The sequence below is a fragment of the Microbacterium sp. PF5 genome, assembly GCF_004794315.1.
GTDB classification, from domain to species: Bacteria; Actinomycetota; Actinomycetes; order Actinomycetales; family Microbacteriaceae; genus Microbacterium; species Microbacterium sufflavum.
Map to the genome: position 1 here is coordinate 25,780 of NZ_SSDQ01000063.1, position 14,099 is coordinate 39,878.

Sequence of the window (14,099 nt, forward strand, 5' to 3'; positions counted from 1 at the left end):
CCCCTCGGGGGTGCGGCGCTTCTGTGTGTCAGGGGTCAGGGGGCGACCGTCCGGAGAATAATCAGCGAGCGATCAGGTGGGCTCTCTGACGCCGTGGCATCCTGCGGAGGCCGAGCGGGGGCCGGTCGAACGCGACCGGCGAAGATCGACCCGAGATAGGGGGACCCTCGCATGGGAACCGAAGAAATCAGCAGGCGGACTTTCGCCAAGAGCGCGGCCTGGGTGGCCATGGCGGCGCTCGCCTCCACCGCCGCACCGGTCTCCGCGGCCGCGGACTCCGTCCCGGATGGAGTGACCGTGTCGTTCGTCGGCTTCGACTCGCCTCCGGCGGGGAGCGATCGCGACACCGGCGATCCGACATGGCCGGAGAACTACCTGCTGGAGGCGCGCTTCCGTCTGCAGCTGGCGCCCGGGGTCTCGCTTCCTGCGGGATCCCGCCTGTTCATCGGCGCGGACGCCGGGATCTTCCCGTCGGGCTTCGCCTTCTTCCGCGGTCCGGCCGTCGGAGCGAGCACCTCGGACGGCCTCTGGGTGCGAGACCCCGACGAGTACTACACGGAGAACTACAACCCGAACACTGGCTTGCGGAAGTTCGCGTACGCGGTCTACCGCCTCGCGCGCGACCTCGCAGCGCCGGCGGACCTGACGTTCTCGGTGGCGGGGGTGAGCAACGCCGCCGTCCCGACGGGATGGAACGCGCAGACGGTGCTCGTGGCCGACCTGGTGTCGGCCAGCTCGTTCAGCGCCGGTGCCGCGCATCACCGGGCGCTCTCATCGCCCTTCCGGATCGTGGACGTGCCCCCGGACCCGAAGGCCGACACGAACGGAACCGGAGTGCCCGGGCTCTACGCGTACCCCCGCGCGACGGCCGCAGGCCGAGTCGCCGAGTTCAGCACGCTGCTGCGGGTGATGCCGACGATGACCGCGAACATCTTCTGGAGCCACCAGTTCGGGATCTCTGGAACGTCGGGCGGCTACACCGGCGTGCAGACCTACGGGAACACGAACGGAAGGCAGTGGCTGTTCTCCCTTTGGGGGGCGACCGACGCCGAGGTCAATCCGAGCCTGCACGGGGTGATGGCCGGCGACACCGACGGTGCGCCCGGCCGATCCGTCCGGGTGTTCCGTCCGTGGACCACCGGTCGGACGTATGTCTTCCGCGTCGCGGAGATCCCCGGACGCCCCGGCTGGTGGAACTCGACGGTGACCGACACGGCCGACGGCACGAGCTTCTCGATCGGCAACTTGTTCGTGCCGCAGCAGGGTGCGCTCATCTCACCCCAGGCGTCGTGGGTCGAGTACTGGAACTGGAACGATTCCACAGCCCAGTGTCTCGATCAGGAGAACAGCGACGCCGTGTATGCACCGCTGAGGCTCGATGGCCTGCTCGTGCCGTACGTGGTGGGCAAGTCCAACCCGCCGTGCTCGGGGGGCTCGGTGACCAGCGCCCGCGCGAGGGCGACCCGCTGCTGCTGCCCACCCGACAACTGGTGCGGGAAGCGATCGGCGAGGTCGGCGAGACCCACGAGAGCCAGGGCGTCGAGCGACCGTCGTGCCGCCTCGGCCCGGCCGACTCCGCGGCGTCGCAGACCGAAGGCCGTGTTGTCGACCACGCGCAGGTGCGGGAACAGCGAGTACGACTGGAACACCATGCCGATGTCGCGCTTGTTGGTCGCCACCCGAGAGACGTCTCCGCCGCCGAGCAGGACCGCACCGCCATCCGCGACCTCGAGCCCGGCGAGCACGCGCAGCAGCGTGGTCTTGCCGCATCCGGACGGGCCCAGCAGCGACACGAACTCGCCCGGCGCGATGTCGAGATCGACGCCGTGCAGCACGGTCGTGCCGCCGTAGCGCTTCACGATGCCCTGGAGCTGCACGCGGGTGCCCTCGCCGGCCCGCGCGAGCAGCAGGTTGTCCTTCGTGCGGGGGAGGGCGTGGTCGAGGGTCATGAGCGGGCCTTTCGGGAGCCGCGCGCGACGCGGCCGATCAGGAGGAGCAGGAGGAAGACGAGCAGCAGCGCCAGCAGGGTGAAGATCGCCGGCGCGTAGGGGTCCTGCTTCTGCACGACGAGCATCGCCGTCTGGAACACCGGACGGTTCAGGAGGGAGGCGATCGTGAACTCTCCCAGGACCACGGCGATCGACAGCAGCGACGCGGCCAGCAGCCCCTGGCGGAGGTTCGGCGCGAGCACGCGGAGCACCACGGCTGGCCAGCTCGCGCCGAGGGAACGGGCCGCCTCCGACAGCGTGCGCAGGTCGGCCGCGTCGATCGCCGCCTGGATCGACCGGAAGGCGAACGGCAGCACGGTGATGCCGTAGGCGAACGCGAGCGTCCAGGTGCCGGTGCCGAGGGTACGACCGATCTGCAGATAGAGGGGTGCGAGGCCGACCACCAGCACGATCGCCGGGATCGAGATGGGCAGGAGCGCGAGGAACTCGAACGCGGGCTTCAGCCGCGGGAAGCGCAGGTTCACCAGGATCATCGTCGGGGCGAGCACCAGCAGGACGATCGCGACGGTCACGACGGCGAGGATCAGCGAGTTGCCGAGTCCCGTCCAGATCGGCCGGAGCGCGGCCGCCGCGGCGGGGTCGAACAGCGCGGCCCAGTGCTCGAACGACGGTCCGTCGGCACCACGGAGCGTGAACAGGAACGTCGACACGAGCGGTACAGCGAAGAACGCGCCGACGAGCACACCGATCACCCAGCGCGTGGTGCGCGACGGGGCGAGACGGTTCACGAGCGCCACCGCGCAGCCCGGCGCTGGATCAGCGAGTACAGGCCCATCACCACGCCGACCACCACGATCATGCCGAGGGCGAGCGCCCCGGCGAGGTTCTCCCTCCCCAGCAGCGTCTCGCTCGTGAGGGCGGTACGGATCTGCAGCGGCACGATCTGCGAGCCCTGGCTGGCCAGCGCCGCGGCGGTCGCGTACGACGAGAAGGCGTTCGCGAACAGCAGCAGCAGGCTGGCGAGGAACGAGGGCGCGAGCACGGGCAGGCCGATGCGCAGCCAGAAGCTCGCCCGCGTGCCGCCCAGCGTGAGGTTCGCCTCGGCCCACTGCGGCTGCAGGGCGGCGAGGGCGGGCATGAACGTGATGACCATGAGCGGCACCTGGAAGTAGATGTAGGGCAGGACGAGCCCGGGCAGCTCGTAGAGCCAGGTGCCGTTCGCGAAGATGTCGACGCCGAGCGTGTCGCGCAGGAAGACCGTGACCACCCCCTGGATGCCGATCGTGGCGATGAACGCGAACGCCAGCATCACCCCGCCGAACTGGGCGAGCACCCCGGCTGCTGCATCGACCGCCCGGCGCACGGCGCCCTCGGGCGGAGCGCCGAGCAGCGCGTAGCAGACCAGGGCCCCCGCGACCGCTCCGACCGCGGCCGTGAGCAGCGACAGCCCGGCCGAGTTCGCGAACGTCCTCAGGACCACGGGGTCGCCCAGTGCCTCCACGTTCGCCATCGTGACCGCGCCGTCGTCATCGAAGAACCCCGAGCCGACGGCGAGCACCGTCGGCACGGCGAGGAACAGCACCACGTAGGCCGCGAAGGGGACCAGCCCCAGCCACGCGAACGACGGCGCGGACCGCCGGGCCCCCGCATCACGCGCGGGCCCGGCGGTGGTGGCGGAGGCGGACGCCGCGACGTCCGCCCCCGGTGCGACGACGGTCGTCACTGGACCGCCGCGGCCCACTTCTCGCCGAGCAGCGTGCCGGCGTTCGTCGACTGCTCCTCGGTCGGCACGACGGTCTCCGCCGGTGCCTCGGGCAGCGCGGCGGCGAGGTCGGCGTCGATCGTGCCCGCCTCCGTCATGGCCTCCATGCGCACCGGACGGGCGCCGCCCTTCAGCCACAGGTTCTGCACCTCGTCGCTGTAGAGGAACTCCTGCCACAGTCGCGCGGCGGCCGGGTGCGGGGCGTCGGCGTTGATGGCCTGGTTGTAGTAGCCGGCGTAACCGGTGCCGTCGAGCACGACGACCTTCCAGTCGGGGTTGTCGGCCGTGTGGGCGGCGTTCAGGTAGTCCCAGTCGAACACCACCGGGGTCTCACCGCTGGCGATGGTGGCGGTGGTCACGTCGACCTTGAGCAGGTTGCCGGCCTTCTGCAGCTCGGAGAAGAAGTCGATGCCCGGCTGGAAGTCGTCGAGCGTGCCGTCCGACTGCACGGTCGCGAGGCCCACCGCGGCGAACGCGGCACCGGCCTGCGTGGGGTCGCCGTTGATCGCGACCGCGCCCTTGTAGTCGGCGGAGAGCAGGTCGTCGAGCTCGGACGGTGCGTCGTACTTCGACGAGTCGTAGCCGATCGACATGTACCCGCCGTAGTCGCCCACGAACAGCCCGCTGGGCTCCTTGAGCTCGTCGGGGATGTCGTCCCACGTCTGCACCGTGTACGGCGCGAAGGCGTCGGTGTTCTGCAGGGCCACGGTGAGGCCGAGGTCGAACACGTCGGGCGCCGTGTCGAGGCCCTTGTTCGTCTCGGCGGCCTGGATCTCCTCCGCGCTGGACACGTCGGGCGAGGCCTCGTTGATCGTGATCTCGGGGTACTTCTCGGCGAAGAGATCGAGGATCTCGCCGTAGTTCGCCCAGTCGCGCGGGAGCGCGATGACGTTGAGCTGTCCCTCGGCCTTGGCGGCGGCCTCCAGATCGGCGAACGTGCCGAAGTCGGCCACCGACGTGGCCGCCGACGCGTCGACGTCGGGCTCTCCGGAGCCGGAGCCCGACGCGTCGGCGGCGCCGGAGCAGGCGCTCAGTGCGAGCGCGGCCGTGGTGGCGAGGGCGATGCCGGCGCCGATGCGCGCGCGGCGGGTGAAGCGTGCCATGAGTATCCTCTCGGTGCCCGGCGCGGGTTCGCCGGGGTCGGGTTGCGAGAGGACACTACGAGCCGGAGGTTGCCGCTCATGGCGGCCGCGGTGAACGGACGGTGTCCGATGGGTGGCGCGCGGGCGCGGGACCGACAGGCGGGCCGGCGCGGTCGCCGGTCAGTGCGGGACGGTGAGCTTGAAGCCGCGGTGCGAGCCGACGTAGCCGAGACGCTCGTAGAAGCGGTGCGCGTCGGTGCGTGCGGCATCGGAGGTCAGCTGCACCATCGCGGCGCCGAGCGCGGGCGCGGCCTGTTCCCCGACCCAGCGCATCACGGCCCCGCCGAGACCCGCCGAACGCAGGTCGCTGCGCACGCGGACGGCCTCGACCAGCAGGCGACGGGCACCGCGCCGTGCCATGCCGGGGATCGACGTGAGCTGGAGCGTGCCGACGACGGCCCCGCCGAGCTCGACCACCAGCAGGTCGTTCGAGGGCTCGGAGAGGATCTCCCTCAGGCCGCGCTCATAGGCGGGGCGATCCTCGTCGGAGGCCACATCACCGCGGGCGGCGCTGATGGGGTCGTCGGCGAGCAGCGCGATCACCGCATCGGTGTCGTCCAGGGTGGCCCGCCGCAGGACGGCCTCGCCGACGCGCGACGGGAAGGGGAAGGGCAGGGGGAGGGCGTCGAGCATGGCACCAGTCTCTCAGGGGCGCGGATGCGGGAGGAGGGTGCACTCTCTGGAATCATGGCCGGGTGGATATCGGCACGGTGCTCGGGCTCGAGCAGCTCACCTGGGGGATGCTGATCCTCGTGATCGTCGCGGCGTTCTGCGCCGGCTGGATCGACGCGGTCGTGGGCGGCGGGGGGCTGCTGCAACTGCCCGCGCTGCTGCTGATCCCCGGTATCGCGCCGGTGCAGGCCCTGGCCACCAACAAGCTCGCGTCGGTGTTCGGCACGGCGACGAGCAGTGTCACGTACTACCGTCGCGCGAAACCCGACATCCGCACGGCTCTGCCCATGGCGGTGATCGCGATGCTCGGCTCGTTCGGGGGAGCCGCGGTCGCCACGGTGCTCCCGCCCGCCGCGTTCAAGCCGATCATCGTGGTCGCACTCCTCGCGGTCGCCCTGTTCACGGCGCTCCGCCCGCAGCTCGGCGCCGCGACCCGGCTGCGCTTCCACGGCCACAAGCACCACCTCATGGCGGGCCTCGCCGGCCTCGGCATCGGCTTCTACGACGGCATGATCGGCCCGGGCACCGGCACGTTCCTGGTGATCACCCTCGTAGCGCTGCTCGGCTACGACTTCCTGCAGGCCAGCGCGAAGGCGAAGATCGTGAACCTCGCCACGAACCTGGGCGCGCTGCTGCTGTTCATCCCGCACGGGTCGGTGCTGTGGCTGCTGGGCGGCATCCTCGCGGTCGCGAACGTCGCTGGCAGCTACCTGGGGTCGCGCATGGCGATCTCGCGCGGCACCACGTTCATCCGCGTGGTGTTCCTCGTGGTGGTCGTCGCGCTCATCGCGAAGCTGGGCGTGGACGTGTGGAACGAGAACATCGTCCCGGCTCTCGCCTCGCTCCGCTGAACCGTCCGCGGCTCACACGACGACGCCGGGTCGGGCAGGTTCCGTGGGGAACCGCCCGAACCGGCGCGAGTGCCTGATCGTGCGCGAGCGGCTCAGGCCGCGTCGTCGTCGGGCTCGTAGTCCACACCGGCCTCGGCGCGCTGCTCCGGGGTGATCGGGGCGGGCGCGGAGGTCAGCGGGTCGTACCCGTTGCCCGACTTCGGGAAGGCGATGACGTCGCGGATCGACTCGGTCTTCGACAGGTGCTGCAGCACGCGGTCCATGCCCAGCGCGATGCCGCCGTGCGGGGGAGCGCCGAACGAGAACGCGTCGAGCAGGAAGCCGAACTGCTCCTGCGCGACCTCGTCGCTGATGCCCATGACCTCGAAGACCCGCTTCTGCACGTCTTCGCGGTGGATGCGGATTGAGCCGCCGCCGAGCTCGGAGCCGTTGCACACGATGTCGTACGCGTAGGCGAGGGCCGAGCCGGGGTCGGTGTCGAACGTGTCCTCGAACTCGGGCTTCGGGCCGGTGAACGCGTGGTGCACGGCCGTCCAGGCGCCCGCGCCCACCGCGACGTCGCCCGAGGCCACCGCGTCGGCGGCGGGCTCGAACATCGGGGCGTCGACGACCCAGGTGAACGCGAACTCGTCCGGGTTCAGGTAACCCAGGCGGCGGCCGATCTCCACGCGCGCGGCGCCGAGCAGCGCCCGGCTCTCCTTGGCGGATCCGGCGGCGAAGAACACGCAGTCGCCCGGCTCGGCACCGACGAACTCCGCGAGACCCGCCTGCTCCGCCTCGGACAGGTTCTTCGCGGCGGGGCCGCCCAGGGTGCCGTCCTCGTTGAACAGCACGTAGGCGAGACCGCGGGCGCCGCGCTGCTTGGCCCAGTCCTGCCAGGCGTCGAGCACCTTGCGCGGCTGCGAGGCGCCGCCGGGCATACGCACCGCGCCGACGTACTCGGCCTGGAACACCCGGAACGGGGTGTCCGCGAAGTACTCGGTCGCCTCGACGAGCTCGAGCCCGAAGCGCAGGTCGGGCTTGTCGGAGCCGTACTTCGCCATCGCCTCGGCGTAGGTGATGCGCGGCAGCGGGGTCTGCACCTCCACGCCGATCGTCTTCCACATCGCCACGATGAGCGACTCCATGAGGGCGATCACGTCTTCCTGCTCGACGAAGCTCATCTCGATGTCGAGCTGCGTGAACTCGGGCTGCCGGTCGGCGCGGAAGTCCTCGTCGCGGTAGCAGCGGGCGATCTGGTAGTACTTCTCCACGCCGCCGACCATGAGCAGCTGCTTGAACAGCTGCGGCGACTGGGGCAGCGCGTACCAGCTGCCCGGGTGCAGCCGCGCCGGCACCACGAAGTCGCGGGCGCCCTCGGGGGTGGAGCGGGTGAGGGTGGGGGTCTCGACCTCGGTGAAGCCGTCGGCGTGCAGCACGTCGCGGACGGCCTTGTACACGTCGGAGCGCAGACGCAGCGCGGAGGCCGCGGCCGGACGGCGCAGGTCGAGGTAGCGGTACTTGAGACGCGCCTCCTCGCCCACGGTCTCGGTGTCGGCCAGCGCCGTGGAGACCTGGAAGGGGAGCGGAGCCGAGGGGTTCAGCACCTCGACCTCGGCCGCGATGACCTCGATCTCGCCCGACGGGAGGTTCGGGTTGGCGTTGCCCTCGGGGCGGCGCGAGACCTCGCCCGTGACCTTGAGCACGAACTCGTTGCGCAGCGGGTGGGCGACCTCCTCGTCGCGGATGACCACCTGGGCGATGCCCGAGGCATCCCGCAGATCGATGAACGCGACGCCTCCGTGGTCACGACGACGATCGACCCACCCGGTGAGGGTGACGGTCTGACCGATGTTCTCGGCGCGCAGGGAGCCTGCGGTGTGGGTGCGCAGCACGGAGTATTCCTTCTGATCTGGGAAATGGAGAACCCGCCCAGTCTACGGGGGTGCGCGACCCCTTCTCACGGGACGGCCCGTCCCTCAGTAGGGTGTCTGTGAACGGAAGGTGCCCCCATGAACCTCGCTCTCGTCCCCGCGGCCGACGTCCCGGTCGTCCCCGACTTCCTCGGCCAGATCCTCTCCGGGACCACCGGCGTGGTGGCGTTGATCTTCTACATCCTCCTCGCCGTCGCCTGGTGGAAGGTGTTCACCAAGGCCGGATATCCGGGCATCCTCGCCCTCATCCCGATCGTCAACGCGATCTTCCTGTTGCGCATCGCCGGGATGTCGGGCTGGTGGGTCCTGCTCTACCTGGTGCCGATCGCCAACGTGGTGCTCGCGATCGTCGTGGCCGTGAAGGTCGGCGCCCGCTTCGGCAAGGGCGGCGTCTTCTCCTTCTTCCTCCTCTTCGTGTTCTCGTTCATCGGATACTTCATCCTCGGCTTCGGCGACTCCCGCTACCGCGAGATCTGACGTGGGGGTATCGCGACTGCACCTCGTGCGGCACGGTGAGGTGCACAACCCCGCCCGCGTGCTGTACGGCCGGCTGCCCGACTATCACCTGAGCCGCGCGGGCCGCGGGATGGCGGCGTCGGCGGCCGCGCACGTGGCGCAGCTCGGCGACCCCGTGGCGGCGCTGTACGCCTCACCGCTGGAGCGCGCGCAGGAGTCGGCGGAGCCGTTCGCCGAGCGGTTCGACCTGGTGCCGGAGATCGACATCCGTCTGATCGAGCCGACGAACGTCTTCGAGGGCACCCGCATGCGCCGGTCGCTGATGAACCCGCTCAACTGGTGGCATCTGCGGCAGCCGTCGGTCCCCAGCTGGGGCGAGCCGTACGCGTCGATCGCGGAGCGCATGCTCGGGATCATGGACGAGGCGTGGACGGCCGCACTGGAGAGCACGACCGAGGGCGACATCGTGATGGTGTCGCACCAGGCGCCCATCTGGATCACGCACCTGCGCGTGGCGGGGCTTCCGCTGCAGCACGACCCCCGCACGCGGCGCTGCGCCCTGTCGAGCGTCACCTCGTTCGAGCGCGTGGGCGACGTGTGGCGCGAGGTCGCCTACGCGGAGCCCGCCGCCACGGGCGACGCGGTCGACGTCGGCGCGGTCTGACCCGCCGCCGTCACCGCACGCGCCCGTGGCCTCGGTCTCAGCGGGCGTCCTCCAGCAGTGACCGGATGACGCCGATCGCCGCGAGCTGACCGGCCGCGGCGGCGAGCAGCACCGCGGCCATCGGCCCGGGGAGGGTCGCGCGATGGGCGAGGTCGCCCGCCGCGAAGACGCCGCCGACCGAGGTGTGCCCGAGCTCGTCGATCTCGATCGAACCGGAGTCGAGCATCCGCAGTCCCAGGTCGGCCGCGAAGGGGGCGCGCTGGCGCGCCGAGGCCGCGGCGACGAAGACCCCGGCCACGTCGAGGTCGCCGTCGGCCGTGCGCACGCGCACCCCCGCGCCGTGCTCCGAGACCTCGGCCGCAGGCCCGGCGACCCGCACCCCGAGGCCCTCGAGCCGAGCGCGGTCGTCGTCGCCGAGCGGCGCGTCCACCGGCACCACGGTGATGTCGCCGACGACGGGCCCGAGCAGTCCGATCAGGTGCTCCGCGCGCGGGGCGGGGCCGAGGATCGCGATCGGACGACCGGCGTGCTCGTGGCCGTCGCAGAACGGGCAGGTGAACGCCTTCAGCCCCCACAGCGGCGCGAGTCCCGGCACCGCGGGAAGGTCGTCGGCCACGCCGGTCGCGAGCACCACGCGTCGTCCGCGTTCGACCGAGCCGTCGGCGAGCGTCACGCGGAAGCCCTCCGTGGCGGAACCCTCGATGCGCTGCGCCGCGGTGTCGCGCACGGTCACCGTGTCGTAGGCGGTGAGCTCCCGCCGGGCGCGGGCGCGCAGCTCCGCCGGGGGTGTGCCGTCCTCGCCGATCATGTTGTGCATGTGCTGCACCGTCCCGTTGCGGTACTCGCCCGAATCGAGCAGCAGCGCCGAGCGGTGCATGCGTCCGAGGGTCAGGGCCGCCTGGAGCCCGGCCGGTCCCGCCCCGATCACGATCGCGTCGTGCATGGTGTCGTCCTCTCTTCTTGCCTTCCTCGCCAGTGTGTGACTTCATGTCAACATGAAGTCAAGCGACAGCCACCCCTGGTCCGTCGGCGAGGTCGCCGCCCGCTTCGACCTGCCCACCCACGTGCTGCGGCACTGGGAGTCGGTCGGGTTGCTCCGCCCGCCGCGTGATGCGGCAGGTCGGCGACGCTACGGCGAGGACGAGGTCGTGCGGATCGCCGTGATCCAGCGCAGCAAGGCGGCCGGCATGAGCCTCGAGCAGATCGCCGTGCTGCTCGACGACGGCAGCGCGGGCCGGCACCAGGTGCTGCAGCAGCACCTCGACGACCTCGACCGGCGCATGGAGGAGATGCGGCGCTCGCGGGAGATGACCGAGCACGCGATGGGCTGCCGTGCGCACGACATCGCGACGTGCCCGCGCTTCCGCGCGAGCGTCGCCGACGTGCTCGCGCGCCTCTGATTCCCCCCGGGGGGTACCCGGCCGATGCATAGGATGCTCTGCGTAAACTCGGAGCCGTGCCCCTCGCCCCCAGAATCCCTCCGATTCGCCGCGGCCGCACCTCCCACCCCCGGCATGCCCGCCGAGCGGTCGGAGCCGCGTTCGCCGCGGTGCTCGCCGTCGGCCTGACCGCGTGCGCCCCCGACGCCGTCAGCGAGTCCTTCCTGAGCGGGGAGAACACCGGCTACGTCGCCGCGGACGGCGCGATCGTCGAGATCCCGGTCGCCGAACGTGGCGAACCCGTCGAGTTCGGCGGGGTCACCGAGACCGGTGACGACTTCGACAGCGCCGACGTCGCCGGCGACGTCACCGTCGTCAACTTCTGGTACGCCGGGTGCGCCCCGTGCCGCCTCGAAGCGGCCGATCTGGAGAGCGTCTGGAAGGAGTACGAGGACCAGGGCGTGTCCTTCATCGGCGTCAACACGCGCGACCAGGCCGACACGGCCACCGCGTTCGCGGAGGAGTACGGCGTCACGTACCCGAGCCTGATCGACGTCGACACCGCGGAGGCCAAGCTCGCGTTCGCGGAGGCCGTGCCGATCTCGGCCACCCCGACCACCCTCGTGCTCGACAAGCAGGGCCGCGTGGCCGCGAAGATCATCGGGCCGATCGACGGGACCTCCGTGCTCTCCACGCTCGTCAAGGACGCCCTCGCGGAGGACTCGTGACCCGCGCGGAGGCGCCGTGAACCCCGACGTCATCATCGGCTCCGGCGCCCTCTGGCTCGCGCTGCCCGTGGCGATGCTCGCCGGGCTCGTGTCGTTCGTGTCGCCGTGCGTGCTCCCGCTCGTCCCCGGCTACCTCGGATTCCTGGGCGGAGCGGTCGCCCCGCGGGGCTCGGCCGACGGCACGACGCAGACCGCGACCCGCAGTCGCCTCGTGCTGGGCGTGCTGCTGTTCATCCTCGGCTTCACGGTCGTGTTCATCCTCTTCACGGTGCTCGGCGGCACGGCGGGCGCGTTCCTGCTGCGCTGGGGCGACCTCATCACGCGCATCCTCGGCGTCGTGATCATCGCGATGGGGCTGGTGTTCCTCGGCCTGTTCGGCTTCGCGCAGCGCGAGTTCCGCTTCCACGTCGACTCCAAGGCCGGGATCATCGGCGCCCCGCTGCTGGGTGTCGCGCTCGGCATCGGCTGGGCGCCGTGCATGGGGCCGACGCTCGCCGCGATCCTGGCGCTGTCGTTCAACGCCGGCGACCCGGTGCGCGCCGGCTTCCTCGGCCTGGCGTACTCCCTCGGCCTCGGCATCCCGTTCCTGCTGGTCGCCCTCGGCTTCGGCTGGGCGACCAGGGCGATCGGCTTCCTGCGCCGCCACGTGCGCATCGTGAACATCGTGGGCGGCGTCATGCTCATCCTGCTCGGTGTGCTGATGGTCACCGGGCTGTGGACCGACATCATGTCCCGGCTGACGGCGGTGATCGGCAGTGTCATCCTCCCGCTCTGACCGCGCAGAGCACACCACCACGAAGAACAAGGGTGCCGTGAACAGCGACTCCAGCGATCCGCTCCGTCCGTCCGACCACGTCGACGGCGACGACTCGATCACCCAGCCGCGGCTCGGGGTCGTCGGCTGGCTGCGGTGGGGCTGGCGTCAGCTGACGTCGATGCGCACCGCGCTGATCCTGCTGCTCGTGCTCGCGATCGCCGCCATCCCCGGCTCGATCTTCCCCCAGCGCATGGCCGACCCGAACGGCGTCACGCAGTGGGAACGCGACAACCCCGACCTGTTCCCGATCCTCGACGGCCTGAAGCTGTTCGACGTCTACCTGTCGCCGTGGTTCTCCGCCATCTACCTGCTGCTGTTCACGTCGCTCGTGGGCTGCGTGATCCCGCGCATCAAGCACCACGCGAAGGCGCTGCGTGCGCGTCCGCCGCGGACTCCCGCCCGGCTCCAGCGCCTGGAGGACCACCGGTCGGTCACGCGCGACCCGGTCGCCGGCTCCGGCACGGGCACCGGTGACGCGGAGGCGGAGGCGGCCGCCGCGATCGATGTCGCGACGACGCAGCTCAAGGCGCTCGGCTACCGCGTGGAGCGCTACGACCGCGGCCGCACGTTCTCGGTGTCGGCCGAGCGCGGGTACTGGCGCGAGACCGGGAACCTGCTGTTCCACCTGGCTCTGGTCGGCGTGCTCGTGACGATCGGCGTCGGCGGCGGTTTCGCGTACACCGGGCAGCGGGTGCTGGTGGAGGGGGAGACGTTCGCGAACACCCTGCTCGACTACGACTCCATGAACCGCGGCCGCTTCGTGACCGACGACGCGTTCGCGCCCTACTCGATGCGCCTCGACTCGTTCGACGTGACGTACCAGCCGTTCGGCGAGCCCGGCTCGGGTCAGGCGGGGAACTTCTCGGCCAACATGACCATCCTCGAGAACGGTGAGGAGCGCGAGGGCTCCGTCAAGGTGAACGAGCCGCTGGGCGTCGCCGACGACGACGTGTTCCTGCTCGGCAACGGCTATGCGCCGACCGTCACCGTGCGCGACCCCGAGGGCACGGTCGTGTTCACGGGCAGCACCCCGTTCCTCCCGCAGGACACGAACATGACCTCGCTCGGGGTGCTCAAGGTGCCGGACGGCCTCGCCGAGCAGGTGGGCCTCGTCGGCTTCTTCTACCCGACGACGGGTGTGCTCGACTCCGGTGCGTTCTTCTCCGGCTACCCCGACCTGACCAACCCCACCCTCACGCTCGACGTGTACACGGGCGACCTCGGCATCAACGACGGGGTGCCCCGCTCGGTGTACGTGCTCGACACCTCCGACATGACCAAGCTCACGGGGCGTTCGACCGACGTCGAGTCGATCGAGCTCGCGCCGGGCGAGACCGCGGAGCTGCCGAACGGGCTCGGCTCGGTCACCTTCGAGGACGAGTCGCCGGAGGGCGCGACCGATGCCTCCCAGTCGGTGAAGCGCTTCGCCTCCCTGCAGATCCACCGCGACGAATCCGGCGTGTTCGTGCTGGGCTTCGCCATCCTCGCGCTGGCCGGGCTCATGCTCGCGCTGTTCGTGCCGCGACGGCGCGTGTGGGTCAAGGCCACGGCCGCCGACGGCGCGGTGGAGCTGGAGTACGCAGCGCTCGCCCGGGGCGAGGACCCGACGCTCGCGCGGGCCGTTGACGACATCCGCGACGGTCACGCCCGACTGCTCGACGCCGCGGGCGGCACCGTCGCCCGCACCCCCGACGACGCGGAGGCCGAGACCGCGTCCGCGGAAACCGCACCCCCGGCCGCCGACACCACGAAAGTAGACTGACACC

13 protein-coding genes and 1 pseudogene are annotated in these 14,099 nt (G+C 71.1%); 7 read left to right on the forward strand and 7 right to left on the reverse strand.

The features are described 5' to 3' along the window. Positions 1-1,430 precede the first annotated feature (1,430 nt). From DW297_RS04325 to DW297_RS04345, 5 genes and pseudogenes are all read right to left on the reverse strand, one after another. Positions 1,431-1,949, reverse strand: a pseudogene (locus DW297_RS04325) (ABC transporter ATP-binding protein); the annotation flags it as partial. After that, positions 1,946-2,737, reverse strand: a complete 792-nt coding sequence (locus tag DW297_RS04330; RefSeq protein ID WP_136029725.1) for an ABC transporter permease — start codon at positions 2,735-2,737, stop codon at positions 1,946-1,948. The gene DW297_RS04330 and the pseudogene DW297_RS04325, both read right to left, overlap by 4 nt. Continuing rightward, the gene (locus DW297_RS04335; RefSeq protein WP_446724356.1) at positions 2,734-3,672 is read right to left on the reverse strand and encodes an ABC transporter permease; all 939 of its coding nucleotides are present in this window, start codon (positions 3,670-3,672) and stop codon (positions 2,734-2,736) included. The genes DW297_RS04330 and DW297_RS04335 overlap by 4 nt, the downstream gene beginning before the upstream one ends. Then, positions 3,669-4,814 carry an ABC transporter substrate-binding protein gene (locus tag DW297_RS04340; RefSeq protein ID WP_136029730.1) on the reverse strand — a complete coding sequence of 382 codons (1,146 nt, stop codon included), beginning with the start codon at positions 4,812-4,814 and terminating at the stop codon, positions 3,669-3,671. The genes DW297_RS04335 and DW297_RS04340 overlap by 4 nt, the downstream gene beginning before the upstream one ends. Positions 4,815-4,973: 159 nt before the next feature. Further along, positions 4,974-5,486: a GNAT family N-acetyltransferase gene (locus DW297_RS04345; protein ID WP_136029732.1), complete on the reverse strand. Its 513-nt coding sequence runs from the start codon at positions 5,484-5,486 to the stop codon at positions 4,974-4,976. Positions 5,487-5,593: 107 nt separating this feature from the next. Here DW297_RS04345 and DW297_RS04350 point away from each other — a divergent pair, with 107 nt between their 5' ends. Continuing rightward, positions 5,594-6,376 carry a sulfite exporter TauE/SafE family protein gene (locus DW297_RS04350; RefSeq protein WP_136029787.1) on the forward strand — a complete coding sequence of 261 codons (783 nt, stop codon included), beginning with the start codon at positions 5,594-5,596 and terminating at the stop codon, positions 6,374-6,376. A 92-nt stretch (positions 6,377-6,468) separates the two neighbouring features. Here DW297_RS04350 and aspS read toward each other — a convergent pair whose 3' ends face one another. Further along, the gene (gene aspS / locus DW297_RS04355) at positions 6,469-8,250 is read right to left on the reverse strand and encodes an aspartate--tRNA ligase (protein WP_136029735.1); all 1,782 of its coding nucleotides are present in this window, start codon (positions 8,248-8,250) and stop codon (positions 6,469-6,471) included. Positions 8,251-8,367: 117 nt separating this feature from the next. Between aspS and DW297_RS04360 the strand changes: the two genes are divergently transcribed. Beyond that, positions 8,368-8,766 (forward strand): DUF5684 domain-containing protein, encoded by a 399-nt coding sequence (locus DW297_RS04360; RefSeq protein WP_206251731.1) that lies wholly within the window; start codon positions 8,368-8,370, stop codon positions 8,764-8,766. Between the two features lies 1 nt (position 8,767). Further along, positions 8,768-9,409, forward strand: a complete 642-nt coding sequence (locus DW297_RS04365; RefSeq protein ID WP_136029737.1) for a histidine phosphatase family protein — start codon at positions 8,768-8,770, stop codon at positions 9,407-9,409. Positions 9,410-9,446: 37 nt separating this feature from the next. Here DW297_RS04365 and DW297_RS04370 read toward each other — a convergent pair whose 3' ends face one another. Continuing rightward, complete coding sequence (locus DW297_RS04370) at positions 9,447-10,352, reverse strand: NAD(P)/FAD-dependent oxidoreductase (RefSeq protein WP_136029740.1); 906 nt, start codon at positions 10,350-10,352, stop codon at positions 9,447-9,449. 52 nt (positions 10,353-10,404) lie between these two features. On the opposite strand from DW297_RS04370, the gene DW297_RS04375 reads away from it, so the two are divergent. The 4 genes from DW297_RS04375 to resB are packed head-to-tail and all read left to right on the forward strand — an operon-like array spanning position 10,405 to position 14,095. Beyond that, a complete protein-coding gene (locus DW297_RS04375; RefSeq protein WP_136029742.1) occupies positions 10,405-10,809 on the forward strand; it encodes a MerR family transcriptional regulator in 405 nt (134 codons plus the stop codon). Positions 10,810-10,865: 56 nt separating this feature from the next. Beyond that, positions 10,866-11,516, forward strand: coding sequence for a TlpA family protein disulfide reductase (locus tag DW297_RS04380; RefSeq protein WP_136029744.1), 651 nt, complete (start codon positions 10,866-10,868; stop codon positions 11,514-11,516). A gap of 16 nt (positions 11,517-11,532) precedes the next feature. Next, complete coding sequence (locus tag DW297_RS04385) at positions 11,533-12,291, forward strand: cytochrome c biogenesis CcdA family protein (RefSeq protein ID WP_136029746.1); 759 nt, start codon at positions 11,533-11,535, stop codon at positions 12,289-12,291. 37 nt (positions 12,292-12,328) lie between these two features. Beyond that, a complete protein-coding gene (gene resB, locus DW297_RS04390; protein ID WP_136029748.1) occupies positions 12,329-14,095 on the forward strand; it encodes a cytochrome c biogenesis protein ResB in 1,767 nt (588 codons plus the stop codon). Positions 14,096-14,099: the final 4 nt, after the last annotated feature.